General features: G+C 45.3%; 23 protein-coding genes and 1 pseudogene. 10 read left to right on the forward strand and 14 right to left on the reverse strand.

The window, feature by feature from the left end; translation table 11 throughout:
• Window positions 1-43 precede the first annotated feature (43 nt).
• Both RID53_RS20825 and RID53_RS20830 read right to left on the reverse strand, forming a co-directional pair.
• Window positions 44-1,078: a type IV pilin-like G/H family protein gene (locus tag RID53_RS20825; protein ID WP_446389907.1), complete on the reverse strand. Its 1,035-nt coding sequence runs from the start codon at window positions 1,076-1,078 to the stop codon at window positions 44-46.
• 156 nt (window positions 1,079-1,234) lie between these two features.
• Window positions 1,235-2,008 (reverse strand): hypothetical protein, encoded by a 774-nt coding sequence (locus RID53_RS20830; protein WP_446389908.1) that lies wholly within the window; start codon window positions 2,006-2,008, stop codon window positions 1,235-1,237.
• Between the two features lie 487 nt (window positions 2,009-2,495).
• Between RID53_RS20830 and RID53_RS20835 the strand changes: the two genes are divergently transcribed.
• Both RID53_RS20835 and RID53_RS20840 read left to right on the forward strand, forming a co-directional pair.
• A complete protein-coding gene (locus tag RID53_RS20835; RefSeq protein WP_446389909.1) occupies window positions 2,496-2,930 on the forward strand; it encodes a hypothetical protein in 435 nt (144 codons plus the stop codon).
• 198 nt (window positions 2,931-3,128) lie between these two features.
• Entirely contained in the window at window positions 3,129-4,037 is a 909-nt protein-coding gene (locus RID53_RS20840) for a hypothetical protein (protein ID WP_446389910.1), read from the forward strand.
• Window positions 4,038-4,178: 141 nt separating this feature from the next.
• Here RID53_RS20840 and crtR read toward each other — a convergent pair whose 3' ends face one another.
• On the reverse strand, window positions 4,179-5,087 hold the full coding sequence (gene crtR / locus RID53_RS20845; RefSeq protein WP_446389911.1) for a beta-carotene hydroxylase: 909 nt from the start codon (window positions 5,085-5,087) through the stop codon (window positions 4,179-4,181).
• 367 nt (window positions 5,088-5,454) lie between these two features.
• On the opposite strand from crtR, the gene RID53_RS20850 reads away from it, so the two are divergent.
• A complete protein-coding gene (locus tag RID53_RS20850) occupies window positions 5,455-6,249 on the forward strand; it encodes a COP23 domain-containing protein (RefSeq protein ID WP_446389912.1) in 795 nt (264 codons plus the stop codon).
• On the opposite strand, the gene RID53_RS20855 is transcribed toward RID53_RS20850, so the two are convergent.
• Window positions 6,226-7,065 carry an alpha/beta fold hydrolase gene (locus tag RID53_RS20855; protein ID WP_446389913.1) on the reverse strand — a complete coding sequence of 280 codons (840 nt, stop codon included), beginning with the start codon at window positions 7,063-7,065 and terminating at the stop codon, window positions 6,226-6,228. The genes RID53_RS20850 and RID53_RS20855 overlap by 24 nt on opposite strands.
• Before the next feature lie 1,355 nt (window positions 7,066-8,420).
• Between RID53_RS20855 and RID53_RS20860 the strand changes: the two genes are divergently transcribed.
• Window positions 8,421-9,038: a LabA-like NYN domain-containing protein gene (locus RID53_RS20860; protein WP_446354357.1), complete on the forward strand. Its 618-nt coding sequence runs from the start codon at window positions 8,421-8,423 to the stop codon at window positions 9,036-9,038.
• A 223-nt stretch (window positions 9,039-9,261) separates the two neighbouring features.
• The gene (gene lptC / locus RID53_RS20865; protein WP_446389914.1) at window positions 9,262-10,374 is read left to right on the forward strand and encodes an LPS export ABC transporter periplasmic protein LptC; all 1,113 of its coding nucleotides are present in this window, start codon (window positions 9,262-9,264) and stop codon (window positions 10,372-10,374) included.
• Between the two features lie 174 nt (window positions 10,375-10,548).
• Here lptC and RID53_RS20870 read toward each other — a convergent pair whose 3' ends face one another.
• Both RID53_RS20870 and RID53_RS20875 read right to left on the reverse strand, forming a co-directional pair.
• Complete coding sequence (locus RID53_RS20870) at window positions 10,549-12,489, reverse strand: TolC family protein (RefSeq protein WP_446389915.1); 1,941 nt, start codon at window positions 12,487-12,489, stop codon at window positions 10,549-10,551.
• A 218-nt stretch (window positions 12,490-12,707) separates the two neighbouring features.
• Window positions 12,708-13,349: a TetR/AcrR family transcriptional regulator gene (locus tag RID53_RS20875; RefSeq protein ID WP_446389916.1), complete on the reverse strand. Its 642-nt coding sequence runs from the start codon at window positions 13,347-13,349 to the stop codon at window positions 12,708-12,710.
• A gap of 179 nt (window positions 13,350-13,528) precedes the next feature.
• On the opposite strand from RID53_RS20875, the gene RID53_RS20880 reads away from it, so the two are divergent.
• The 4 genes from RID53_RS20880 to RID53_RS20895 all read left to right on the forward strand — a co-directional run bounded on the left by RID53_RS20880 (window position 13,529) and on the right by RID53_RS20895 (window position 16,964).
• A complete protein-coding gene (locus tag RID53_RS20880; RefSeq protein ID WP_446389917.1) occupies window positions 13,529-14,725 on the forward strand; it encodes an ABC exporter membrane fusion protein in 1,197 nt (398 codons plus the stop codon).
• Window positions 14,726-14,939: 214 nt separating this feature from the next.
• Window positions 14,940-16,115, forward strand: a complete 1,176-nt coding sequence (gene devC / locus RID53_RS20885; RefSeq protein ID WP_446389918.1) for an ABC transporter permease DevC — start codon at window positions 14,940-14,942, stop codon at window positions 16,113-16,115.
• Entirely contained in the window at window positions 16,063-16,239 is a 177-nt protein-coding gene (locus RID53_RS20890; RefSeq protein ID WP_446389919.1) for a hypothetical protein, read from the forward strand. Before devC ends, RID53_RS20890 begins: the two co-directional genes overlap by 53 nt.
• A gap of 17 nt (window positions 16,240-16,256) precedes the next feature.
• Window positions 16,257-16,964 carry an ATP-binding cassette domain-containing protein gene (locus tag RID53_RS20895; RefSeq protein WP_446389920.1) on the forward strand — a complete coding sequence of 236 codons (708 nt, stop codon included), beginning with the start codon at window positions 16,257-16,259 and terminating at the stop codon, window positions 16,962-16,964.
• Between the two features lie 6 nt (window positions 16,965-16,970).
• Here the strand turns inward: RID53_RS20895 and RID53_RS20900 are convergent.
• From RID53_RS20900 to pipX, 8 genes and pseudogenes are all read right to left on the reverse strand, one after another.
• Window positions 16,971-18,202 (reverse strand): annotated as a pseudogene (locus RID53_RS20900) (uracil-xanthine permease family protein).
• Window positions 18,203-18,282: 80 nt separating this feature from the next.
• Window positions 18,283-19,455: a 7,8-didemethyl-8-hydroxy-5-deazariboflavin synthase subunit CofH gene (gene cofH / locus RID53_RS20905; RefSeq protein ID WP_446389921.1), complete on the reverse strand. Its 1,173-nt coding sequence runs from the start codon at window positions 19,453-19,455 to the stop codon at window positions 18,283-18,285.
• Between the two features lie 96 nt (window positions 19,456-19,551).
• Window positions 19,552-21,024, reverse strand: coding sequence for an ArnT family glycosyltransferase (locus RID53_RS20910; RefSeq protein WP_446389922.1), 1,473 nt, complete (start codon window positions 21,022-21,024; stop codon window positions 19,552-19,554).
• Window positions 21,025-21,046: 22 nt separating this feature from the next.
• A complete protein-coding gene (locus RID53_RS20915; RefSeq protein ID WP_446389923.1) occupies window positions 21,047-22,015 on the reverse strand; it encodes a glycosyltransferase family 2 protein in 969 nt (322 codons plus the stop codon).
• A 109-nt stretch (window positions 22,016-22,124) separates the two neighbouring features.
• Complete coding sequence (proC, locus tag RID53_RS20920) at window positions 22,125-22,946, reverse strand: pyrroline-5-carboxylate reductase (RefSeq protein ID WP_446389924.1); 822 nt, start codon at window positions 22,944-22,946, stop codon at window positions 22,125-22,127.
• 51 nt (window positions 22,947-22,997) lie between these two features.
• On the reverse strand, window positions 22,998-23,582 hold the full coding sequence (locus tag RID53_RS20925) for a cell division protein SepF (RefSeq protein WP_446346916.1): 585 nt from the start codon (window positions 23,580-23,582) through the stop codon (window positions 22,998-23,000).
• A 337-nt stretch (window positions 23,583-23,919) separates the two neighbouring features.
• Window positions 23,920-24,591: a YggS family pyridoxal phosphate-dependent enzyme gene (locus RID53_RS20930; RefSeq protein WP_446389925.1), complete on the reverse strand. Its 672-nt coding sequence runs from the start codon at window positions 24,589-24,591 to the stop codon at window positions 23,920-23,922.
• A gap of 66 nt (window positions 24,592-24,657) precedes the next feature.
• Window positions 24,658-24,921 (reverse strand): transcriptional coactivator PipX, encoded by a 264-nt coding sequence (gene pipX, locus RID53_RS20935; protein ID WP_446389926.1) that lies wholly within the window; start codon window positions 24,919-24,921, stop codon window positions 24,658-24,660.
• 820 nt (window positions 24,922-25,741) lie between these two features.
• Here pipX and RID53_RS20940 point away from each other — a divergent pair.
• Window positions 25,742-26,221: a molybdenum cofactor biosynthesis protein MoaE gene (locus RID53_RS20940; protein WP_446389927.1), complete on the forward strand. Its 480-nt coding sequence runs from the start codon at window positions 25,742-25,744 to the stop codon at window positions 26,219-26,221.
• The last annotated feature ends 64 nt before the right edge of the window (window positions 26,222-26,285 follow it).

The following is a 26,285-nucleotide window of genomic DNA, read 5'->3' on the forward strand; positions in this document are numbered from 1 at the left end:
AATAGTTCGGATGAGATGTATCATATTGGCGCTTGTTTACGCCTCACTGGGAATATTGATAACGCTCAATTACTGCCATTGCGTTATCTTGACCGCCATAGTAAGATTGGATAGTTTGAGCAATCTGAACCGCTCGTTTAGGGTTCCCTGTAGCAATTAATCGACGTACAATGGCATCCAAGGCTTTGGTTTTTGGTTGATAATCTGTCATCGTTTTAGCCACCTGAATCGCTTGCTCATGCTCAGTCACTGTGGTTAAATAAGGTGCGATCGCTTGGATAGTCTTACTCTTAATCGAGTCATCGGTGATACTGTGAGTTACTCTCAAGGCTTGCTCAGACTCACCAGCATCAGTTAAGTTGAGTGCGATCGCTTGTATCTTTTCAATAATTGTCAAAGCTTGCTTAGACTTACCAGCAGCCGCTAATTCCGTGGCAATAACCTCAAGCGCTTTAGCTTTAACCCAGCTCTCTGTAATCGTTTCCGCAGTATCAATGGCTTGATTGTATTCACCAGCTTTCGCGTAATTAGCTGAAATATATGCTAACTTCCCATCTTCTCCGATAAAAATTCCCTGATTATTCCCTCTATCAATACTTTCTGTACCCGGAGCGCATTGAAGCGTACCATCTTCTACAATTGGTGCTGGAGGGCGATTAGTACCGGGAGATTTTGCCTGACATAGAATTGCAAATGTTGTCGATTCTCCTGTTTGTTCAATGTTACCAAAAAACACACCGCCAACATGGCTCTCTAAATCGGATGTTCGGGAAACGCTATAGTTAATGACGCTCAAAGGAGTGGCATGACTTGAATAGGTATAGTCTGTGGTTTCAGTGCTAATACCTAGTCCCAGTTCAGCAATATTATCGGTAAAATTACCTTCCTCTAAAACATAATCTTGCTGGGCGCGATTTATTGAGCCAATATAGTGTTTAGGTTCGTATTGCTGTGTTTCACGAGCGATATTAGTAAATTCAACTAATAGATAATATAGTCCTAACAAGCCAATTAATCCCAACAAAGCCAAGCAGCCACAACCATAGCCACTATTTGTATCATTTGTATCAGCAGTCATTGAACTCTCTCTCCTACGAAGTAAACCGCACAAAACCACCCAACTTAAAGCCAAAAATTAATCATTGCCCCTTTCACCTCTCTCTCCCTCTGCGTACCTCTGCGCGAACCTCTGCGAACCTCTGCGTTTCAAAAAAACTAACATTAGCCCCTTCAACTACCCTTGAAGCTGCATCAAATAATAAGCCATGGGAATAATTCCAAAGGAACCCACTTGCATCGACATAACCGTCATTGCCAGATTAGGATGCTTCTGCTTTAATAAACCTGCGATCGCAAACCCCTTCGTTACAAAACCCAAAATAAAGCCAATCAGCAGTAACCCGGCTGTCACAGCATACAGAAAAGCTAGGTTTGCCGAACTATCCATAGCGCTAATCAGAACTAACGTAGCAAAGCCCAAAGCCATGAAGAAAAGATAAACACAAAACTTAAACATCCCTTGACTGATATTTTTCAAATACCCCCGACGCTGACAGAATGAAAGACACATCGCCGCCGATAAAATCGAGCCAATGAGAGCCAGAGGAAACATTACACTTAAAGAAACCCAACTAACCAAACTAGCCAACAGATAAAACCCATTCGCCAACCCTGCTATCACAAAAGCTTTTCGGAAAGGAATTAACTCTCGTTTGCACAGGATAAAAGATTCAATTAAAACCGTAGCCAATAAGGGTAATCCATACCCATACATCAATGACATAGCCGGAAGTGTAATTAGACTAGAGCCAAATAACCATCCTCTATTCAATCCACCACAAGCCAAGGCGGGTAATGTCAGCATTAGCAGTAAGGAGACTGTACCTCCTGTCACCTTGAGCCAAGATAGTCTCGGCGACTGCGGCTTAACAGGGATACCCCGGAAAGGAACCAAGGGAGCAGGTGTCAGAGGAAGCAGGGTTAAATCCAGGCTTGGCTTCTGTGTCATTGGTATTCTCCAGCAACTCGTGTTATGTCCCATCTAATCAGTCCCGTCTTTGAGATCCCATCGGAGTTATTCGAGAACTCATCGACTTCTCATTGACTTCGTTGAGATGAGGTTACTGGACTATATCTCTCCAACTTCAGGGGCTTATGCAATGGGTGTCCCATTTTTATCACCTGGTCTTTTTTCAGTCGCTTCTGCCTCTCATAAGCTGTCACGCCTTTAAATTGGGAATGGCTAGCGAGCAAGATGCTCAATGCAGTGAGCAAGATGCTCACACTACAACAAGGATTTCGTCATTATTGATATTAAGGTTTAAAATTTCACCCATGCGGGTATCACTTTCACCCATTCGGGTGTATTTATTAACTTCAAAAAGTGATATTTTTATACAAACTAGTCAACCAAGGTCGTATCATTTTGTAAATAAAATACAAAGTTGATTTGTTGCCAAAATAAAATAGAATTAAAAAGATACATAGGTGCAACCATGCAACTTAGAAACGAGAACTATTCAAAGTTGCCTCGTTTCCTCCATCGCTATTTTCCGCTTCAGAGGATAGGGGCAAAACGATTAGCAGGCTCAACGTTAACCCAAGTCCTAACCCTAGCCATTGCTGTTGGCTTGACCAATCTGGGAGCAACGTTAGCTCAAGTTCCGGGAAATAGTACGATAAACTCGCCAACACCGCAGTCTTTCCCCTCTCCTCGATTGCCTAGGCGTGAGCTCAACGTAGAACCTGTGCGACCTGCACCAATTCCCGCTCTCTATGAACATCCTGATTTCTTTGAGGAAGGACACGAAGATTTCGAGGAAAAAATTGACCAGTTAAGACTCCAGAATACGCCAGATTCTTCCGAAGACGAGGTACTCACAATTGAAGAGTCAGCGTACTGGGAAAATCAAGACCATGGAGAGAGTTGATTGACGAACAAATCCCACCTTGACCTAAATTAACTGTTGGTAATCAGCGCTTAAGCGCTTCTGCCACTAAAGTGGCTACTACGAACTCAGGTATAGAGATGTGTTAATTTGTCGCTAGAAATAAGCCCATTGATAGAAGGTAAACCCTTCTATTTTTTTTAGAATGAACGTAAATCCAATAAAAACGGAGGTTAAATTATGACTACTCAACGCAACAAGTATTCAAAATTACCACGTTTACCCGATCGCGCCCCCGATTCTCAAGCGTCAGAGTCTAGACTAGGCGTGGGTTCTACCGTTGCCAAACTAGGGACTCTAGCCATCGCCCTAGTTATAACGAATCTAGGCTTGACCCATTCAGCGTTTGCTCAAACTCAAATTCCCAGGAATCCTAACTCGCAAACGCCACAACCCTTACCATCCGATCAAACGCCGAATATAGACCTCCCTGACGCCGAACCGCCGCAACCCTTACCCCCGCATGGTATCTATGAGCATCCCGACTTCTTTGAGGAAGGCGAAGAAAAACTAGAACGACGCATTGACAGGCTCAGAGAAAGACGCGATGAAGACGAATCTGAAGAGGATGTACTCACGATTGAAGAGCAAGCCTACTGGCAAAATCGAGACCATCCAGATAGTCTGCTGACGCTGCGTGATCCAGAAACGGGATGGACGAGAGTGGTTTCCCCCCAAGGAGAATTTGCGGTTTCTCTACCCAAAAAACCTACAGATGTCACAGCCGTTCCAGCCAATCAAGCAACTAATCTTGATCTAGAAGCGTATCGACTAAACCAACCTCCCCAAAAATTCGTCATCGCTTATTCTGAAGAAACTGCGTTAGCTGAACCAGAAGCCAAGTTACGCCAAGTCCGCGACCAAATTTTAGCCGAAACTGACGCTCAATTACGACGCGATCGCCCAATTTCCCTGGATGGTTATCCCGGTCGATCTTTTCAACTGAGAACCCCCAATCAAGTGATGACGTACAGGTTGTATTGGGTGGACAATCGCCTATATGTTTTGAGAGCCAGTCAACAGCATCCAGGGGAGACTGATTATCAAGCGGCTCAGTTTTTCAATTCCTTTGAGCCAATTTTTCAATAGGATAATTAGAGTCTGCTGAATAAGTCTTGTGGTGGGGAGAGGCAATAGGGAATAGGCAATAGGCAATAGTTTTTGTCCTCAGAATCTACTCTAGGTAAAGGTTTCAAGGATTAAGATGGCAAAACTTGTGAGAAATGCGGGTCATAGGGATTTGGTATCATGGGTTTGCTCAGATCCTTTATGGTGAAAACGAATTCCCAGGAAAACATCATAGACGAAACTTAAGAAATCTTTGCCTTGTAGTAGTCCCAACGACTGATGACAGCCCTTTTGTTCTAATAAAGGCTGAGTGGCTCGATAGGCTCCTTGATATTTGTACCAGGGAATAGAGGGCCACAGATGATGAATCAAATGGTAATTCTGACCCATAATCATAATATTCAGGATGGGGCTAGGATAAACCCTGGCATTTTTCCAGCGATCGCGTTCTTTGAAGGGGCGATGGGGTAAATAGTCAAAAAACAAGCCCAATGCCAACCCCACAACCAGGGCTGGGGTAAACCAAAAGTTCATGATATAGCCCAAAAAGCCATAGTGACACGCCAGGTAAATCACCCCCGCCACAAACGCTCGGCTCAAGAACCATTCCAGCAGTTCATACTTACGCCACAAGCGACGCTTAAAGAAAAAGACCTCATGGTAAAAGAAGCGTGCCGCAATTAGCCACAGAGGACCCCCGGTTGAGACAAAATGATCGGGATCGTTTTCTGGATCATTCACATTGGCATGATGCTGCATGTGTACCCGGGTAAACACTGGGAACGCAAACCCCAACATCAACGCACTCCCATGACCCATCAACGCATTCGCGATCGGATTTTTGTGGGCGACATTGTGAGAGGCATCATGGATTACTGTACCCGCCATATGCAATGCTAGGACATTAATCCCAAAGCACAAGGGTGCGGGTAACTCCCACAGCCAGTAACCGCAGGTCGAGAAGACTATCAGAGCCATCGCTACTATGAACATTAGTAACGTGAGATTAAAATCTTCGGGGGCACCCAAGAATTCTCTGGGTACGGTCAGTGGCTTGATTGCCTCCGACATCGTTGTTTGTACTCCTTATTAACTATCCTTTGGTAGTATAAGATGTCTTAACAGAATTATAAAGTTTTGTTGACATCAGGTCATTTAATCAAAATTGACCGACTGATAAGCTTAACACGTTTTGGCGGCTTCGCTCAGGAGATGGGGGAGCTGGGGGAGCTGAGGGAGCTGGGGAAGCTGGGGAAGCTGGGGAAGATGAGGGAGTAAACGAATGACGAATGACGAATGACAAATGACCAATGACAAATGACCAATGACAAATGACCAATGACGAATGACCAATGACTGAAGCATTCAGGGAAACTCTTATCGTACTGCTATGGTCTTAACCTCATAAGTCGTCGATTATCCACAACGTATCCAGACCATGAAAGCTTCTTCCCGATTCCCTGTTCCCTCGACTCAGATGACCCGCAATCGGTTAGCCAATAGGGTGTCTGTGGGGTTAAAAACTACGGGTTGGTCAGCGAGTTTAGCTATTGTCCTCGCTAGTACCAATGGTTTAGCCGTCAACCCTGTCAACCAAAACCTCCCTGTTCAAAATCAGCTTCAGCGTGATGCTACCGTTGCTCAGAATAACACTGATGACCCGCGATTCACCTGCCAATTCTTTGAGGGGGAGTATACGGTGATGTATCATCCCGAAAGTCAACCTGAACAGGCTTATGCTTGGGCGACTCCTAGTTTGATGGGTGGGGGTTGGACTCCAGAACGCCGATGTAATGAAATTAGCCGCCGTTTGGAGTTTTATCGACCGGATGGGTTATTGGAAATGCGGACAGCGACGGAAAATAACTACAACATTATTTGTGTCACCACGCAGAAGAACCCAGATTGTCAAATTGTCCTGACTGTACCGCCCGGTCAAGATCCTCAACTCACTCGCGATCGCGTATTTGAAAATTTGACGGTTGCTGATAGTGGTCAAGCGACGGATGCTGTGACCACCTTTATTGAAGATGAGAACCGTTCAGATCTGCTTGATCGGGTGTTAAATGAAGGATTATCAGTCTTGGGAATGGGTAAACCGTCTAGACCGAGTTCTGAGTCGATCAATTTGCGACCTTTTCTTGATCCGGCTGATGGTGGAACAGGAACTCAATTGCGCCAGGAGACACCAGGACGATCCACTCCCCGTCTAAACCCTGATAATTTCCGATGAATCAGGTTCAATTTGGGGTTGAGGCACACTGAGATCTAAGAAATTTTGGTGTTTTAATATTTCAAATAGGTTGACATCGGTTTCCAGTAAACAGGCATGACCTGACTTCGGCAATACCGACATCGTAGCGTTTGGCAGATAGTTGACTAAGGCTTTGGCTTCTGAGACGGAAGACCACAAGCGATCCAACGCGCTGGCGAGGATGAGGGTGGGTTGGGTCAATTGTTCGAGTTGTTCTGGAGAAACTTGAAAATTTCTCAGCATGGATACTCGCCAATGCATGGTTTTGGCAGGTAATGATCGCATTGCTTCTAAGAGGGCGCGGCGATTTCTGGGAATCATCCGATTGAGAGATGATAAGACGGGCAATAATGTCAGAGTTGAGAGGTGATAAATATTCTCCGGTAATACGCCTAACCATTGTGATCCCCACAGTAACCATGAGGGTTGACTCACGGAGGTGGCTGGGTTACATAAAATGATTCGGTGCAACAGATGGGGGGCGGTGAGGGCGACCTTTAGGGCTAAACAGCCACCAAAGGACTCGCCACAGAGATAAACGCTTTGGCTGTTTCTTTGGCTGAGTTCTGTGGCAATTAAGCTAGCCACCTGATTGGCTAAGTCTTGCCAGTCACTCAAATAGTGGGGCGGAATGACCAAACACCGAACATCAAACGCTGCGGCTAAGTTGGGTATCTGCGATCGCAAGAGTTGACCGGTTCCATCCATCCCCGGTAAATAGACGAACAAGGGATAATCCGGATTGGGCGATCGCGGTGTCAGAAAATAAGGATGACTTTTTAGCTCTGGCATCATTGACTTTAGGTAGCCTTCGCTTATACTAGACAATTTCCCCCCTAGGGGCTTTCTCGGCTAAAGCTGAGATCTGTATCGATTAGTCTTGACACAACCCTTAGGGATAGTTATTTAATCTTTCTTTACAATAAGCGGTAATACGGCTGACTGGCAAATATTCTGAAAGTGGGGATGATTGAAATGCTGGGAAATATGGGAACAATTAGGGAGCTGGCGCAGCTTATCGCAGTAGTCTTAGCCCCAATTCAACAACAGGAGTTGACAAAATCGCTATTATATGGATAGACGGCAAATTGCCAAGACTTACCTCTGCTGCTGCCTTGACTTCATCTCAGTTCCGTTGACCTGTCACTCAACCTAGAGATGAGCTTGAACTCTCCTAAATTTAACGAAATAATTCTTTATATTGAGAAATAACTCCTTTGTTTTAGTTAGTTCAAGCATTTTTAAACAAAATTTAGTAAAGTTTGTTAATGTTTTGTAGTATTTAATACTTTGTTTTGTCAAAATGCAAAGTAAAGCCAACTGGATATACCATAACAACCAAGTATAGGGAGGGTGTTTTTGTAAACAATCGATGACTTCTAATCGGACTCAAAGAAACACATTGACCGTTAAAAGTAACGTAGCCCACAAACTCAGGGACTTCCTGTGCCGAAGCCTAGGTAAGAGGAGTCCCGATTACCAAGAGGCTAGGGTAGAGAGTATCCACAAATACAGGAGGACAGATCATGGTTTAGAATCTATCGAGCAACGGTTAAGCGATCGCACGGCTAATATAGAAACTGTCCTCCCTTTGAGGCAAGTCGGCAAAACCATCATTTGGGAAATTAATTTCCTTAACTCATTTAACCAATTCCTTGTCAAACAAGAGTTTGGCAGTTCGTCCAAGATACGGAAACACTACTCTAACTGTGCAGGTCTTGTACAGTATCGGGGAATCAGCTAGACTAACAGCTTGTCTACTCGCGCTGACTATTCCCAATCAACATCGATATCTACCAAAAACCTGGCTACCCTAGTGACTTTAACCAAAAAACTCTCATTTAAGATGAATATCGCTGACTTAAGCTGGGTTCGTAGTAGACACTTTAGTGCCAGCAGTGTTAAAGCGCTTACTACAAACTCTAAATTCAGTGACATTCCATTTAAGATCATGCAACATCAGTCATTCATTGGCATTGGGTAACCTTAGCGAATGATCGCTAAAGGGCATTTACGCCTGTTTTTGGGCGATGGAAGCCTGATAGTGTTCCGTCGTTTTCAGCCAAAATCACACTTACGGCTGACTAAACGAGAAGATGGTTGGGAAGGGAGCATCTATTTCTTTCATAAAAAACTGAGGCATAAAAATCATGTTGAATAATTTTAGTACCGATCCCATTTTTACACCTGAGCAAGTTTTAGAAAATCGCGGTCGGGTTGCCATATTCATTGATGGATCAAATCTGTTTTATGCAGCCCTGCAATTAGGCATTGAAATTGATTACACCAAACTGTTGGTTCGTTTAACGGCTGGTTCACGACTGCTGCGCTCCTTCTTTTACACGGGTGTTGATCGCACCAATGAAAAGCAGCAAGGGTTTTTGCTGTGGATGCGCCGCAATGGATACCGGGTCATTGCTAAGGATTTAGTGCAGTTACCTGATGGATCGAAAAAGGCGAATCTAGATGTGGAAATTGCTGTCGATATGATGGCATTAGTGGGATCTTATGATACTGCCATTCTCGTCAGTGGCGACGGTGATCTGGCGTATGCTGTAGATGCCGTCAGTTATCGAGGAGTACGGGTTGAGGTGGTTAGTTTACGTTCAATGACTAGCGATAGTCTGATTAACGTCGCGGATCGGTATATTGATCTGGATCAGATTCAAGAAAGTATCCGCAAATCCCCACGACAAAACTATACCTATCGTCCTTTATCCGGTATTGGTATGATGGATGATCCCGGAGATCCTTCCATGGGTCATTAAGCTGTTCGTCATTGAAACGTTATTGTCAATGATGGCAATGGCGAAATTCTGGTAATGCGAGTACCTTGCTCGCTACGAATACCCGAATTTGAATTCATGACAGCTTACTCATGAGTTATGAGTCATTAGTCCTGGCTGTTTTACGGTTAAGGACTAATGACTAACCATCCAAATTTAAAATAAGCTGGCTCCAATGATTTTGAGTTGGAAACAATGTTTAGCAATGAGCCTCTGTCTATTGGCATTGGCTCCGCTTTTTGGCTGTCAGACTGAAAGCCAAACGGTCAAGAAAATTCAACAAGATACAGAATCTACCGATATTGAAGGCTCTCTCGTCTTCAATAATGTCACCTTAGAGCAAGCCGATGAACAAGGGCGTCCTTTGTGGCGGGTAAAAGCGAACCAAGCAACCTATACTAAAGACAAAAAAATAGCTAAAGTTGAACAGCCCATCGGTGATTTATTTCAGGATGGAAAGGTTATTTTAAAAGTATCAGCCAAGAGTGGGGAAGTTCGGGAAGATGGGAAACAAATTTTTCTGCGAGGAGATATTACGGCTACCGATACCCGCAATGGCGCGGTTTTTAAGGGTGAGGAATTGGAGTGGTTACCCCAGGATGAGTTGTTAGTGGTACGCCGAAACTTAGAGGGACGCCATCCTGAACAAATCGAGGTCACGGCTAATGAAGGACAGTATTTAACCCGCCAAGAGCAAATGGAACTGAAAGGCTCGGTTCAAGCAATCTCGAAAGATCCCAATGTGCAACTGAAAACAGAGCAGTTACTTTGGCAAATCAAAGGGCAAAAGTTAATTGGGGATCAACGGACTCAAACGGAACGGTACAAGGATAACACTGTGACTGATCGCGTAGTCGCTAACCAGACGGACTATAACCTTAAAACCAAAGTCGCGATCCTAAAAAAAGATGTTCAGCTTACATCTATTGATCCCCCGGTTTTAATATCCAGCAATGAAGCAATCTGGGATGTCAAGGCGGAAACAGTCCGCTCAAATCAGCCTGTTCAAATTGTCTATCAGGACGAGAAGGTAGTGATTACGGCGAATCAGGGACAGGTAGATTTAGAGAGCGAAGTCGCCAATTTAAAGGGGGGTGTCCAAGGTGTGGGTAGTCGCAATCAAGCCGAACTCTACGCCAATCAAGTCAGGTGGGACATTCCCACTCAGAATATGCAGGCGTCGGGTAATGTGATTTATAAACAAGTTGATCCCCCCTTTAATGTCACCGGAGCCACCGCCGTGGGTAAATTACAGGATCAAAGCATGATCGTCAGGAGTGGATCGAGCGATCGCGTCGTCACCGAAATTGTCCCCTAGAGGGAGATGGGGGAGCTGGGGAAGATGGGGGCGCTGGGGGAGCTGGGGAAGCTGGGGGAGCTGGGGGAGCTGGGGGCGCTGGGGGAGCTGGGGAAGCTGGGGAAGATAGGGAATAAAATTTACAAATGACGAATGACGAATGACAAATGACGAATGACGAATGACGAATGACGACTAAGGCACATCAAAGAGAATACTATTGGGCAGATTACTAATAGCACGTTGCAGGGTGGCTAGCGCTCGGTTGTAGTCTAGTATTGCCGTCAATAAGTTGACTCTGGAACGAGTTAAGGCTGTTTGCTGATTAATTACATCGGTTTGAGTACCCACCCCAGCACCAAATCGTAATCGTGCCAGTCGTAAGCTTTCTTGTGCTTGTTCTAGGGCAAAGGATGCCGTTTGAATATTCTCCTGGCTAGCTGTTAACTGGAAAAAAGCTTGTTCAACCTCAAGGCGAATTTGGTCACGCTCATTGGCAAAATTAGATTCCGCGATCGCCACATCCGCTTCGGCTTGTCTGGCTCTGGCTTTCGCGGCTCCCCCATCAAAGAAATTCCACTGGAGCCGCGCTCCTAACGTTAAGCCATCGGTCGGACCATCACTATCATCCAACTGGGTGGAAATATTATATTGGGCAAACAGATTCACCTGGGGTTTATTGTCCGCTAGAGCAATGCGCCGTTGTTGTTCATTGATATTGCGTTGTGCCAGTTGCTGTTCTAACTCCGCCCGGTTTTTCAGTGCTAAAATAATACTTTCTTCTAGGGAAAGTTCCCAGTCCCCTGCCACATCGATGGGATCAGCTGCAGAAATTCCCACCTGCTGATCCAAACTTAACAATTGTGCAATTTGGCGGCGGGCAATGCGTTGCTCACTGATGGCGTTGGTTAACGCTTGATTATTATTGGCGAGTTCCACCTGCGCCTGCAACACTTCAAATCGAGTTCCTAAGCCAGCTTGTTCGAGTAACTGGGCATCCCGTAGACTGCGAGCCGCATCATTAACCGCCGCTTGGCTAATTTCGACTTCGGCATCTGCCTGTTGTAAATCGTAGTAAGTCCTCGTGACATTTAGTCGTAAATCTGCCAGGATGCTTTCTAAACCCAGTTGTTGGAAGCGTACCCGTTGTTCGGCAGCTTGAATAGCCGCAGGACGACGCCCAGCCGTATAAGCGGCATAGTTTAATTCCAGCCGGGTATCAAAGTTTGTCGATGTGATTGTCCGATTCGTCTGACCCAGTAGCTCTTGTAAAAAACCTTGCTGACCTCCTGTTTCCGACTCGGTTCGGATAAATTCGGCAATGGCACTAATCGATGGAAACTCGGCAGCTAGCTGTTCTTGCAGCGCAAACTCCGCTCGTTCTAACTCGAGTCTAGCAACTTGTAACTGTTGATTGTTACGTCGTGCCAATTCTATTGCCTGTTCTAGGGTAATTGGCTGAGTCGTTTGCACTTGGACTTCTTCAACTTCGGTGGGAAACAGCAATGGATTAGCACTGGGATTGAGCAATTCTGATATCGGTAGATCAGGAGTGGTAGACGGTATCGGCACAGATTCGATCTCTGGTGTGAGAAAGTCGGGTGAAGGTGTTTCGGGTTCCTCTAACGTGGGAAGGGAGGGAATAGATTCAGGGGTTTGACCAATCGAATTCTCTGGCTGTTGGGTAACGAGTTGCTTAGAGTCTTGAGCCAGTTCTGTGGAATTAGGGGAATGTTCAGTCTCAGAGGTTACGGGTTCACTTGTAGAGTTCAAGGACTCACTTGTCTGAGCATGGGTTGGTTCCTCTGTCGTATTCCGGGGGGAATGAAGCCCTTGCTCCCTTTCAATCGCGTCTAAGCTCGTGCTGAGGGCATCAGGATCAATCCCTTCTGCCATCTGCCATCTGCCCTCTACCTTTGTTCGGTCATCAGCCGCATCAACGAGTAAGTTTTCCTCAGTCGATGGGGGAGCCACGTCTGTCAATCCTCTCTGGGTTACCCGATCACGTTGATGAGTCGGGGCTTGACGTTGAAAGCTAAGCGGCGACGATAAATCTTGAGAGGCGCTTGGTTTTGTATAGATCAGAGCGATCGCAGTCCCCACACCTAGAGCTACAAAATCACGAAACGTTGGCATAAGTTTAAAGTTGGGTCTTTAGTCTAAAAAAAATTATTTTGCTTACATTGAGTAGAGTCACCATAGGCAGAATAATCGCTTATCTGTGAGGTTGGCAAACTGGGTCAAGATTAGAGTATCTCAATCAAGCTTGACACAAGCAATCACCAGCATCTAGTGCATCCCGGCAGAAATAACTAACCAGCTCCCCTAGCTCCCAGACGTAGCATGCTACGTCTCTACATTGCTTCCCCAGCCGCCATTAGCTGAATTAGACCATTGACCATGCGATCGCGGTCTAAGGGCAGAATTTCACCCCCCTGTAGGATGTTTTGAATGATCAGGTAATGAACCAGAGAGCCTGTAAAAATTCGGGCGGCGACGACGGGATCGGGCAAGTTGAGTTGGGGTTGAGAGGCTAAGTACAAGGACAGCCGTTCCATTAAGGGTTTGATAATTTCGCGCACATGGGTTTGAGCTAATTCCGGAAACCGCTCAGACTCGCCAATGATTAACCGCATTAAGGTTAACAGCGCTGGATTGTTCGCAAACTCGTCGAGTACCGCCATTGCCATTTGACGCAGAACCTGCTCAGGAGGCGTTTGCAAGTCCGGCTCAGTGGGCAAATTGAGGATGAGCTGACTGTTGTTTTGGGTGAGTTGGTGGATTAAGGCGACAAATAATCCCTGTTTATCTTGAAAGTAGTTATACAGCGTGGGTTTGGATACTCCTGCCGCTGATGCAATCCGATCCATGCTCGCTGCTGTGTATCCATGCTTGGTAAACACTTGCAAAGCACCTGCCAAAATCGCTTGGGCTTTATCGGGTTTTTCTTTGTTGGATGAGTTGGATGACTTGGGTTGAGTTGAACGATTCACCATTTGAGTTTTGAGCTACGTCTGTAGGGGCGGGGTTTACGACTATCATTTTTTCACTGACCCAGAGGTAACTAAATCCGCCCCAATCCATGTTATTTTACTAAACCGTGTAGTTGACATTACTAAACCGTTTAGTAAAATCTAGATATAGATAAAGCTTTTCTCTGAGAGGGAGAAAGTCCATGACCTTAGACCTGTTGAACCATCAGGCAGCATCGGCAAAATCACCGCGTCGTTGGCTAGCGTTTGTCGGCGTAGCAATTTTGGGGCTGGCTGGAACAGGATGGGGAGTCTGGCAATTTCGAGCGGCTCAGATGAGGGAGGCTCTAACGGAAGTCTCAGTTGTGCCTGAAATTAAAACGGTGACTGCATTGGGGCGGTTGGAGCCAGCCGGAGAAATGATTAACCTCACGGCGTCAACCTCAACTCAGCAAAGCCGAATTGAGGAACTGTTGGTTGAGGAGGGCGATCGCGTCCAAACCGGACAGATTATTGCCATTTTAGATAACCGCGATCGCTTACAGGCATCCCTCCAAAAAGCCGAGAATCAGGTTCGCGTCGCTCAGGCAAAACTGGCACAGGTAAAAGCTGGAGCCAAAACGGGTGAACTGCAAGCCCAGCGTGCTGAAATTGCCCGACTTCAGGCAGATCGAGCTGGAAGTTTAGCGGCTCAACGGGCGGCGGTGGATCGGCTGGAGGCAGAAGTACAAAATGCCCGCTTGGAATATGAGCGATACGAATCCTTGTATCAGCAGGGTGCTGTCTCCGCCTCTCAACGGGATGCCAAGCGGCTGGCTTACATCACGGCTCAACAACAGGTTCAGCAGGCGCAAGCGGAGTTAGGGCGGATTGAGACAACCAGTCAAGAACAAATTCAACAGGCACAAGCCACCCTGGATCGACTCGCCGAGGTGCGTCCCGTAGACGTAGAAGCAGCCGAGGCAGAAGTCCAATCAGCAAAAGCCGCCGTTGTCGAAGCCCAAGCCAATTTAGAGCAAGCCGAAGTGCGATCGCCCCGTGCGGGTCAAATTATTAAGATTCACACCTATCCAGGTGAAAAAATAGCGGATCAGGGCATTGTTACCTTAGGACAAACCCAGCAGATGAAAGCGATCGCGGAAGTTTACCAAAGCGACATTCTCAAGATTCAGGAAGGTCAACCTGCCACGATTACATCACCCGTCATTCCTGACTCACTCCAAGGTACAGTCGAGCGGATTGGCTTACAAATTGAGCAACAACAGGTTGTCGATGAAGATCCCGCCGCCAACATTGATGCCAAAGTCGTTGAAGTTCACATTCGTCTCGATCCCAACTCAAGTCAGAACGTGGCAGGATTAAGCAACTTACAAGTTACAGTCACCATTCAAACCGAGTAATTTGTCATTTGTCATTTGTCATTTGTCATTCGTCATTTGTCATTCGTCATTTGTCATTTGTAAAGGGGCGGGTTTAGTTACATCTGGGTATAACCACAAAGATAGTTGTGAAACCCGCCCCTACAAAATTTCCCCATCTCCCGATAACTGACAACTGATAACTGATAACTGATAACTGATAACTGATAACTTCACCAACCCCGAATCAGAAACCATGCTTGGCTTACTTAAAACGTTACAACAGCGCACTCCCCTAGGGCTATTGCAGCTTAAACATGACCGAATGCGGCTGTTAACCGCGATCGCAGGAATTACCTTTGCCGATGTGCTGATTTTTATGCAACTGGGGTTTGCTGATGCTCTCTACAGAACAAATACCCAATATCCTCGCACCCTACAAGCCGATTTGGTCTTAATTAGCACGCAAGCTCAGAACTTTGGACAATTACGAACCTTTACCCGACGGCGACTTTATCAAGCTCAAGACGTGCCAGGAGTCGCCTCTGCTGATGAATTGTACCTGGGTTCAGTCCAATGGCGAAATCCCCAAACCCGCGAAAAGACATCCATGCTCCTGATTGGACAAAACCCGGATCGCCCTGCTTTTAATTTACCTGAAGTTAACCAGCAACTCGACGCGATTCAGCTACCGGATACGGTTTTATTTGACCAAGCTTCGCGGGGGGAATACCAGGATTTGATTACCCAAATCCAACGGGGAGAGACAGCCACGACTGAAATTGGACAGCGAACCGTAACTGTTGCTGGATTATTTCAAGTTGGTGCATCTTTTGCTGATGATGGCGCACTGATTACCAGCGATCAAAACTTTCTGCGGCTATTTCCCAAACGGGATGCTGGATCGGTAAGCTTGGGGTTAATTCGTCTGCATCCGGGGTATGAGCCAGAACAGGTGAGAGACGCTTTAGCGGCGCGGTTACCGGAAGATGTGCAGGTGCTGACGAGTCAGGGTTATGTAGATTTTGAGATCGCTTATATTCAATCGAGATCACCGATTGGGTTTGTTTTTGGCTTAGGCACAATTATGGGATTGATTGTCGGTACGGTGATTGTTTACCAAGTGCTTTCGACGGATGTGAATAGCCACTTGGAAGAGTATGCCACGTTTAAGGCTATGGGTTATCGGAATGCTTACTTGTTAGGAGTGATTTTTGAAGAAGCACTGATTCTATCGGTGTTAGGGTTTATACCCGGTTTAGCGATCGCATTAGCAGCTTATCAAGTTACAGGGGCTGCAACCGCGCTACCTTTGGCGATGCCGTTGAGTCGGGCTATTTTTGTGCTTTTGCTGACATTTATCATGTGTGGCGCATCAGGTGCGATCGCGACTCGCCGACTCCAAGCGGCTGATCCGGCTGATATTTTCTAAAGCTGGGGAAGATGGGGGAGCAGAGGGAGCAGGGGGAGCAGGGGGAGCAGGGGGAGCAGGGAGAGATGGGGAAGGAAGAGTGAATCGTTACCAACTTTTGGCACAAATGACGAATGACGAATGACGAATGACAAATGACAAATGACTAATCAACCCGTAATTTCTATTCATCAACTTAACCACTACTTTGGCACAGGGAAACTGCAAAAGCAGGTGTTATTCGACATCAATTTAGAGATTTTTGCTGGCGAGATTGTGATTATGACAGGTCCTTCTGGATCGGGAAAAACCACGCTACTGACTTTATTAGGCGGCTTGCGATCGGCTCAGTCAGGCAGTTTAAATGTGTTAGGACAAGAACTTTGTCAAGCTAGCCAGAATATTTTGGTACAGGCAAGACGACACAATGGTTATATTTTCCAAGCACACAATTTACATAGCAGCTTAACCGCGCTTGAGAATGTGCAAATGGGGTTAGAAGTTCATGGCATTTTTTCCAAGCCAGAACGCCACTATCGGGCGGCGGAAATGCTCAAGCAGGTGGGTTTAGAAGAGCGAATCAATTATTATCCAGCCGATCTATCAGGTGGACAAAAACAGCGAGTCGCGATCGCCCGCGCTCTTGTCAGCCGTCCCCAAATCGTGCTGGCTGATGAACCCACCGCCGCTTTAGATAAAAAATCTGGACGGGATGTGGTTGATATTATGCATGATTTAGCCAAGCAACAGGGGTGTACAATCTTGCTTGTAACCCACGATAATCGCATTTTGGATATTGCGGATCGGATTATTTATATGGAAGATGGGCGCTTATCCAAGCAACCTGAATCAGTAGCGATTTCCCAGTAATCCAGTTCAATCATTGATATTTTGAGGTAATAACAAATTTAATAAAATTCCCACAATACTGCATAAACCGATTCCTTCGAGAGCAAAATATCCGGTTTGAAAACTCATCCCGCCAACTCCAAAAACTAAAATTACCGAAATAATTGCTAAATAGCGAGGTTTCATTAAATTTTCACCGTAATTAAGCAGACTTTGCATCCCTACCACTACAATAGTCCCAAACAAAATTACTAAAATCCCCCCATGACTGGTGCAGGTATAGTTTGTAAAACAGCACCTAATTTCCCACAAAAAGATAATATAATTGCAGAAATTGATGTCCATGTCATAATTGCAGGATTCTTAATTTTGGTAATTGCTACTGCCCCGGTTACCTCAGAATAAGTGGTATTGGGGGGACCACCTAAGCAAGCTGCTACCGAAGTGGCAATACCATCACCTAATAAAGTTCGATGTAACCCCGGATCTCGAACATAGTCTTCTCCTGTAACTGACTTAATGGCTAGAATGTCTCCAATATGCTCAATAGCTGGAGCGATCGCAATGGGTAAAATAAAAATAATAGATGGTAAATGAAATTTAGGAAAGGTAAAAGGGGGGAGAGTAAACCAATTTGATTGTGCAATTACAGAAAAATCCACCATTCCTAATGGTAAAGCCACTAAATAACCAGCAACTAAACCTGTAAAAATGGGTAGTAAACGCCATATTCCCTTGGCAAAGACGGTGGTAAGAATAGTAACGGTTAAAGTCGTTAAAGAAACAGCCATCGCCATACCAACGGAATAGGAATTTCCAGCTTCGGAAGCCATTTTTACTGCCGTGGGGGCTAAAGATAAACCAATTACCATAATTACGGGTGCAGTGACATAGGGGGGTAAAATGCGATTAATAATCTTTTCACCTCCCCAAAAAATCAACAAGCTTAGAAATACGTAAACCATTCCTGTTGCTAATAAACCAGAAAGAGTTTCGGCTAAACCATATTGACTAATCCCTAATTGCATCGGTGCAATAAAAGCAAAAGAAGATGCTAAAAATGCCGGAACTTTACCTCCGGTTATGACCTGAAATATCAAGGTTCCTATACCTGCGCTGAAAAGGGCTACATTGGGATCTAAACCAGCAATTATTGGGACTAGAACTAAAGCCCCAAATGCAACACACAGGATTTGAATGCCAAAGATTAAATCCCGCAAACGTAGTTGATAAATGGGGGATTTTTCTGTAGGTAACATATTGAAATCGTTTAATTAGGGTCTGCTGAATAAGTATTATGGTCTTGATTTTGTCCCCTGCGTTTCAGCTTAAGTTGACATCAATGAAAGACGTGCGCCCCTATAGTATCTGAAACCTGCTGTAGTATCGGTTGATAAAGTGTATCGCGTTGCTGGTAGGGACGCCCTAGCGAATGAATCGCTTTCTGAAGAGTCTCGACTTCCATACAGGTTCCCCCTTGAGCGCCTGCCATGGTTGTGATATGTTCTTCCATTAACGTGCCGCCAATGTCATTACAGCCCCATCTGAGAGCTTCCTTCGCACCAGCCAGACCCAATTTCACCCAGCTTGGTTGATGATTAGGAATCCAATTACCCAGGAAAATTCGCGCCACCGCCGTTAATAATAGGGCATCTTTGAGAATCGGTTGATCTTGCCCCACACGCTGACGCAACGGTTTAGGGGCATCTTGACCAACAAATGGCAGTAGAATAAACTCTGTGATATAGCCCTGATAGCCTTGAGTACGAGTTCGTTGCTGAAGCGATCGCAGCTTGGCTAAATGCCCCATCTGCTGTTGGTTCGTTTCAATATGACCGGAAAGCATTGTGCTAGTTGTTGGCATTCCCAATCGATGCGCCGTTCCCACAATGTCTAACCAGGTTGTCGTATTTGTCTTTTCCGGACAAAGGATGCGGCGAACCTCATCATCTAATACCTCAGCCGCCGTTCCAGGCATTGAACCAACCCCAGCCTTTTGCAGTGCGGCAATGACCTCAGCGTAACTCAATCCATCTTGTTCAGCGATAAATTGGACTTCCTGGGGAGAGAACGCATGGAGATGTAATTGGGGAAAGGCTTGCTTAATCGTTTTCACCAATTCCAGATAATAGGGTAAAGCCGCACCATTAATAGTGGCTTCCGGGTTTAATCCCCCCTGCATACAAATTTCCGTCGCCCCCCGTTGTACCGCATCCCCTGTCTTTTCCAGAATTTGCCCCCAATCTAGCCAATAAGCCCCCTCTGTATCCCCATCGCGGCGAAAAGCACAGAAACTACAGTGCTGAGTACAAATATTGGTAAAGTTGATATTACGGTTAATCACGTAGGTGACGCGATCGCCTGCTTGGTCATGGCGCAATTGATCAGCCGTTTCCTGAATCGCCGCCACAGCAGTCGGTTCAGTTTGTTCCAGGAGAATAACGCCTTCCTCTGGAGAAATGTCTTTACCAGCTAAGGCGTGGTTCAGAATTGCGTCAACGGAGTTGGTCATCACGGGATATCTGGAAAAGATAGGGAAACACTCATCTTGATACTACTATGTCCTAGAGTATCGAGCCAGTCATAATTTATTTATCATCTCTTTCGTTTATCGATTTAAGACATACTGTTCAAAGGGAACTTCTTTATCTGTATTTTTACTTGGATAAATTTTCCTATAGTTTTTATCCAGATAATTTTTGATCCCTTGATGAGATGTAAACTTGTATTTCCATCGTGCCAAAACTATTTGCTCGGGTCGATAATTTTGCAAAACTGATTGAATATCATCCAGGGTAATATGGTTTGATGAAAATCGCTTGGATGACAATACTGCTACTTGGGGAGGAACGGGTAAATCAGCGTAAAATGCAATGATTGGACTATCCGTAAACACCCACTGTGTAGATTTTTTATTTTCTATAAGAAGTTCTACGGCTTTAACTCTTAAGTTTTTTTCTACTGGCTTTAAGTTAGCAAGTTCGTTGGTAGAATTCGCCATAAATTTTATTAATAAAATCACGGTCAAGCTAGGTATAATTAGTTTCTTTATTTGCCGCAATCTTAAATAAAAGTACCCATTCTTCTGTTGGCATAAATTAACCACTACGAGAATTGTATAAGCAGATAACCATGCCATCGGCATAAAAATCAAGAGGTAGTGATGATACCAAATTGGTCTGTGGTTCAGCATAAACACTAGAGTACTCCCCAGCCAAGCTAAGGGAATAATTCCTTCCCATCGCCTTTGAGAAAAAATTGCCAGTATTCCTAAAAAAGCTAAAAGCGAAAATACACGGCGATTTCCAATTACCTGATTCATCACTAAATTGATATTATAATCTTTGCTGTAGCTATTCGTATTTCCTATATTGTGAGCTTGCCATAGTTGTTCATAGTTCAGAGAGTTTAACAAAATGCTTGAAATTAAAAAAGACAATCCAATAGTGACTAGCCAAAAAATAACATCAAATAATAATTTATTGTAGGATAATTTTACTGGGTTGTTTTTTAACTTTAAATAGGATATTAAAACAACAATTGGTGGAATCAAAACTACAGATATTAGCTTGATTTGTAAAGACAATGCCCATAAAATCCCTGATATAATCAAAAACTTTTTTTCCTGTTTTTTGTGATAAATAAGCAATGTATAAATAGACAACAGGCTCATTGATAAACACGGAATACCAACCATCACCGAAACGCTAAGTTGAATAAAATTGCTTGAAAACACTAATAGCAGGGTTCCCGCAATAGCCGGAAATATTCCAATAAAATAGCGCAATAATTGATAGAAACAGTAAACTAATACTGTAGAAAAAAATAAAACTAAAATTCTTGATGCAAAGACTGAACGTCCAAATAAACTGAACCAAATTGACAGTAAAATAGTGAAAACTGGTGGTTGATCACTCCAGATTTCTGTGTAAAGAGAAAAGCCTTGGGAATAGAGTAAGGCTTTCATCAACTGTAGTCCTTCATCGGGATCAAATGAAAAAACTTGCTGAATAGGGATTGTGTAAAGGACAAACCCTACAAATAGAATTGGTATCGATAGATTTAAAATATACTTATTCATGTCATGCATGTCAATTAAACAGTTATTTTTGGCGTTTATTTGAGTTACTATTTTGACTGGCAAATCCACCAACTTCAGCTAGGGTGTATAGGGGTCTGGCTTTGACCTCTTCATAAATTCGCCCAATATATTCGCCTAATATGCCAATACTGATAAGCTGAACTGATCCCAGAAAGAAAATAGCGATCGCGATCGTGGCAAATCCTGTTAAAGGAGAATCGGGTGAGGTTAAACGCCAGTACAGGACTAACACTGACATGAATAAAGCTAACGCCGCCGACAGCAATCCCAGATACGTGGATAGTCGTAACGGTACTTTAGAGAACGAGACTAAACTGTTCACGGCTAACCCTAGGGATTTACGAAATGTGTATTTGACATCCCCAGCAAAACGGGGATTACGTTCAAACCGAATGGCAGTCTGCTGAAAACCTACCCACGATCGCAAGCCTCGAATGTAGCGGTTTTGTTCGGGCATGGCATTGAGCAAATCTACAACTTGCCGATCCATTAAACAAAAATCACCCGTATCTGTGGGAATATCCACCTCGGCTAGAGACTTGAGTAAACGATAAAATACATAAGCAGTGAAGCGCTTAAACACAGTTTCCTTTCGGCGTTTAAGGCGTTGTGCATAAACCACTTGATAACCTTGCCGCCATTTTTCCACCATATCGGGGATCAACTCCGGTGGATCTTGCAAATCCGCATCTAGGACGACAATAACCTGACCTCGGGCAAAATTCAGACCTGCCGTTACCGCCATCTGATGCCCAAAGTTACGTGCCAAACTAAGATAACAGACTCGCTTGTCTTGCTGGTGCAGTTCTCGGATAATCTGGAGAGAGCGATCGCGACTGCCATCATTAATCAAAATGAATTCTACAAGACCATCCATGCGATCAGCAACAGCGCTGATCCGACGATACATTTCCCGGAGGGTTTCTTCTTCGTTATAGATGGGAATGATCCAAGAATACTGAGGCGGCATCGTCTATTGTCTATGAAATAGGGGATGGGACACTAGGAACAGGCAAACCCTGACATAAGACGTAGCTTACTTCTCGAAGAGCGAGTATGACATAAGACGAATGACGATCCTACTTACCCAGTTGTTGAGAGCGCTGATAAGCGGCTTGTACAGCTTCTATCAGCGCCGAACGGAAACCAGAACGCTCCAATTTAGCAATTCCAGCAATTGTAGTGCCCCCTGGACTTGTCACTTGATCTTTAAGTTGAGCGGGATGGATTTGTTTATCCTGTAACAGTTGTGCTGTTCCCAATACCGTGGAAAGTGCTAATTTAGACGCGATCGCTCTGGGTAGTCCGGCAGCTACACCCCCATCGGCTAAGGCTTCAATCATCACTGCCACATAAGCCGGTCCCGATCCTGATAATCCAGTAACAGCATCCATTAAGGATTCCGACACCTCCACCACTTCACCCACTGCACCCAAAAGGGTTTTTGCCACCTGTAGATGCTTAGCGGTGACAGTTTTTCCGGGTGCGATCGCGGTTATTCCTGCTCCTACCGTGGCTGGGGTATTGGGCATCGCCCGAATGACTGGCTGATGCTCAAATACGGCTTCGAGTTTCCCTAAAGATACACCCGCTAAAATCGAAATCACCAGAGGCAGGGTTTCGGAAGCTGAGGGATTATGGTCATCCTGTGACAAGTCACTCGCCACCGCCTTAAACACTTGAGGTTTAATTGCCAAAAGTAAAACCTCGCCAGCTTTAGCCGTCACCCCGTTATCCGAGGTGACATTAACCCCATAGCGCTGGCTTAAATCCTCTCGTCGCTGGGCTTGGGGATCACTAACCAGCACCTGATCAGGGCGATAAACTTGCTGTACGATCAGGCGGGATAAGATCGCTTCTCCCATTACCCCGCCGCCGATTATGCCAAGTTTGATAGACACCCACCCTTCCTTTAGTGAACGGACATTCGATGTTCGACAATCTCAATTGAATTACTGAGCCATACGTTCCGGCTCAGACGTCCAACTGGGAGGAGGCGCTGAACGTGACCCACGAGTTTGTTCAGCAACTTCGTGAATGACACCCGATTGAGTACTTACCTGTACACAGCTTGGTGTAAACAAGAAAATACTTTCACCAATGCGCTCTTGATGACCGTCGATCGCATAAGTTCCGCCCGCCACAAAATCCACAGCTCGTTGAGCTTGATCAGGGTCCATCATGGTTAGATTTAAAACCACAGACTTGCGTTCTCGCAGGGCTTGAATCACCTGGGGCATTTCTTCAAACGAACGCGGCTCAATCACGGCGACTTCCGAAATCCCGTTGACCGCTCCCGGCATACCAATCACATTATTCATGTTTACCGCTCCCATTCCTGAATCCGATCCTACAACAGGACGTTCCCGAACCCGACGTCGAGGAGGACGTTCTTCCTCCGCAGGCGCTGGCATAGGTGGTTCTTGCTGATATAGATTTTGATAGGTCTCACCATCCACGTCCTCGTATTCATACTCATATTCGGGATCATTGGGACCGACCACAAAATCTCGCAGCTTGTTAAAAATATTGTTCATTGGAACTACTCTCCATCACAACTTTAGGGTTTGTTGGGGAAACGCTAGAATCGACCCTCGTTGAGGTATCGGTTCTTAACTCTTGCGGGTTGAGACCGAAACCCCAAGCAAACGGCTAGCTTACCCCGCGATCGCCTAACATTTCCTACCACCGGAGCTTGTCAAAAGTAAGCCCTTAGTATACACCCGCTTTTAGTCAAACGGGTAGTTCGATGCCCATAGCGGCGAACACACTCAGGGATTACTTACAAGACAATACATATCATAAGAGTTATTTTGGCACTATACAGCAGTTGCTTACTCATAATGCTAATTAATCGCTCCATTCCTCGCCGACTTAATCCCCGCGTTCACCAAAAATAATCCGCCCTAGTCGTACCATCGTTGCCCCCGCTTGGATGGCAAGGGCATAATCCTCTGACATTCCCATAGAAAGCTGCTGCATCCCCAAATTCGACCAATTTTGCCGTCCAATTTCATCAGCCAGATCACGAGTCCGCTCAAAGACACCCAGAGTTTCCTGGGGGGACAATCCCAACGGTGGAATCGTCATTAATCCCTGAATTTGCAAAGCTTTACACTGATCCAGTTCAGGTAGAGCCTCCAGCAATTCCGGTATCGTCCAACCGTATTTATGGGGATCAGGCATAATTTTGACTTGCAGACAGATTTGGGGAGTGACAGCCAACTCACAAGCTAATTGATTCAGTCGCTGGGCTAACTTGAGGCTGTCACAGGAATGAATCCACTGAAATTGAGTTAAAGCTTTTTTTGCCTTATTGCTCTGAAGATGTCCGATCAAATGCCAGGTAATGTCAGGCAAATCTTGCAGTTCATCCTGTTTAGCCGCCGCCTCTTGAACTTGACTCTCGCCAAAATCTCGCACGCCAGCTTGATAGGCTTCGCGTATCGCCTCTACCGATACTCGTTTAGTCACAGCAATTAACCGCACGTCGGGCGGTAGCTGTTGGCGAATCTGAGCAATACGTTCTGGAATTGAGCCTGTCATAATTTGAGATGAGCAATAAGGGAGTCACGAGAGAGAGTGAATCATCCAAAAATCAACCGCTACTGCTCATTGGAACGTTTGCTTATGAATTTTCTGAAGCTGCTCAAAATCTTTGGATGCACCCATACGACGGAGAATACGGAGACGATTTTCCACTAAATGGCGAGCATCTGAACGACTAATCGGTTCAAACGCCAAACCACTCGAGCCTGTCGTCACCAAAAAAAATAGACGTTGGGCGTAAAGCGTGGTGAACAGTTCCTGGTTCTCTTCAACCATGCAAACGCGAAAAAGTAAACCAAAGGTGGGATGATTTAGATAGGTTTCCATTAAAACCCTGCAATAGACCTGTTAGACAACAGATTGGACATAAGAGCATAAGTATGGGAAGAGATGCCGTATAGGTTAGTCATTGTTAAACACAATTATCAATAGGTCAGCAAGAGATCAGCTAAATTAGTTTACAGCGTTATTATTGATTGCCCCAAACTTACCACAGCCCTTCAGAGTGCTACTATCCTCAAAACGTTATATCACGCTTAGCATCGCTTAAGGCATCCTCTGGTCATCGTAATTTCGCGTGAAACCTCTCCCTCAGCAAATCCTTTGCCAGCTCAGGATACTGCTGGTCATTAACTGAGGGGTTAGACCCCTCCCCTTTCCCCCCTCACAAGGGTAGTGGCGTGGCACACCTTATTTGGTGGATTAGAATTACGCCCGGAAACCGTAGGGGCGCAAAGACTTGCGCCCGATTCAATGGTCAAATCTAATCCACAATTTTAGCTGTGTCAGTCCAGTAGGTTTTTTAAGATGGGGGTTTAGGTAAGACAAGGGAGACAGGTAGACCATCACTTCGACTTCGCTCAGCGACCGTAGACAAGGAACGAGGGGGGTAGGGGGGAATTGTTCAATTAGAGCATCGTAGCAATATTGGAATCTCCCTGCACCTGTGCGCTAAAAAGAAAATTAAGTAGGTCGGACAAAAGAAAACGGCACGCTCACGCTTGTTTTGTAAACAAGCCTCAAACCCTTACCAAGGACGTAGCTTGCTTCTCAAGGGAAGCGAGTATGACAAATGACGAATGATCATTTCCACCGTTAGCTTTTATTGTGTCCACCTACTTATTCTCCATCTACCCACAAAGTCGCCATGTCTATAGCCTCTCCCCAAAAACCGCAAACTAATGATAGCTTCGCCATAACCTTTGCTCCCCTATCCCTCGCCGATGTCTATACCCTCGCCGATGATCCCGCCAATGGTGCCGTTGTCGTCATGAGTGGCACTGTGCGTAACCAAACCGAAGGCAAACCCGTTGTGTCACTGGAATATCAAGCCTACGAACCCATGGCATTGCGCGTCTTTGCCACCATTGCCCAAGACATTCGAGAGAAGTGGGCGGATGTTAAGCGCGTCGTCATTCACCATCGCATCGGACGCCTACAAATTGGTGAAATTAGCGTCTTAGTTGCCGTCGGCTGTCCCCATCGTTCAGAAGCCTTTGCTGCCTGTAAATATGCCATTGATACTTTAAAACATAACGCTCCTATCTGGAAAAAAGAACACTATCAAGATGGAGCCAGCACCTGGGTGAGTATTGGCGCCTGTGAACAAGTCAACGAGCCTTGCTGAACGTGAAGGTTTGCAAAACGTAACAAATGATACTCCCTGCCACGAACTTAAATTATTTCCATCG

Origin of the sequence: Coleofasciculus sp. B1-GNL1-01 (genome assembly GCF_040220235.1) — a bacterium.
Classification (GTDB): Bacteria; Cyanobacteriota; Cyanobacteriia; order Cyanobacteriales; family Coleofasciculaceae; genus Coleofasciculus.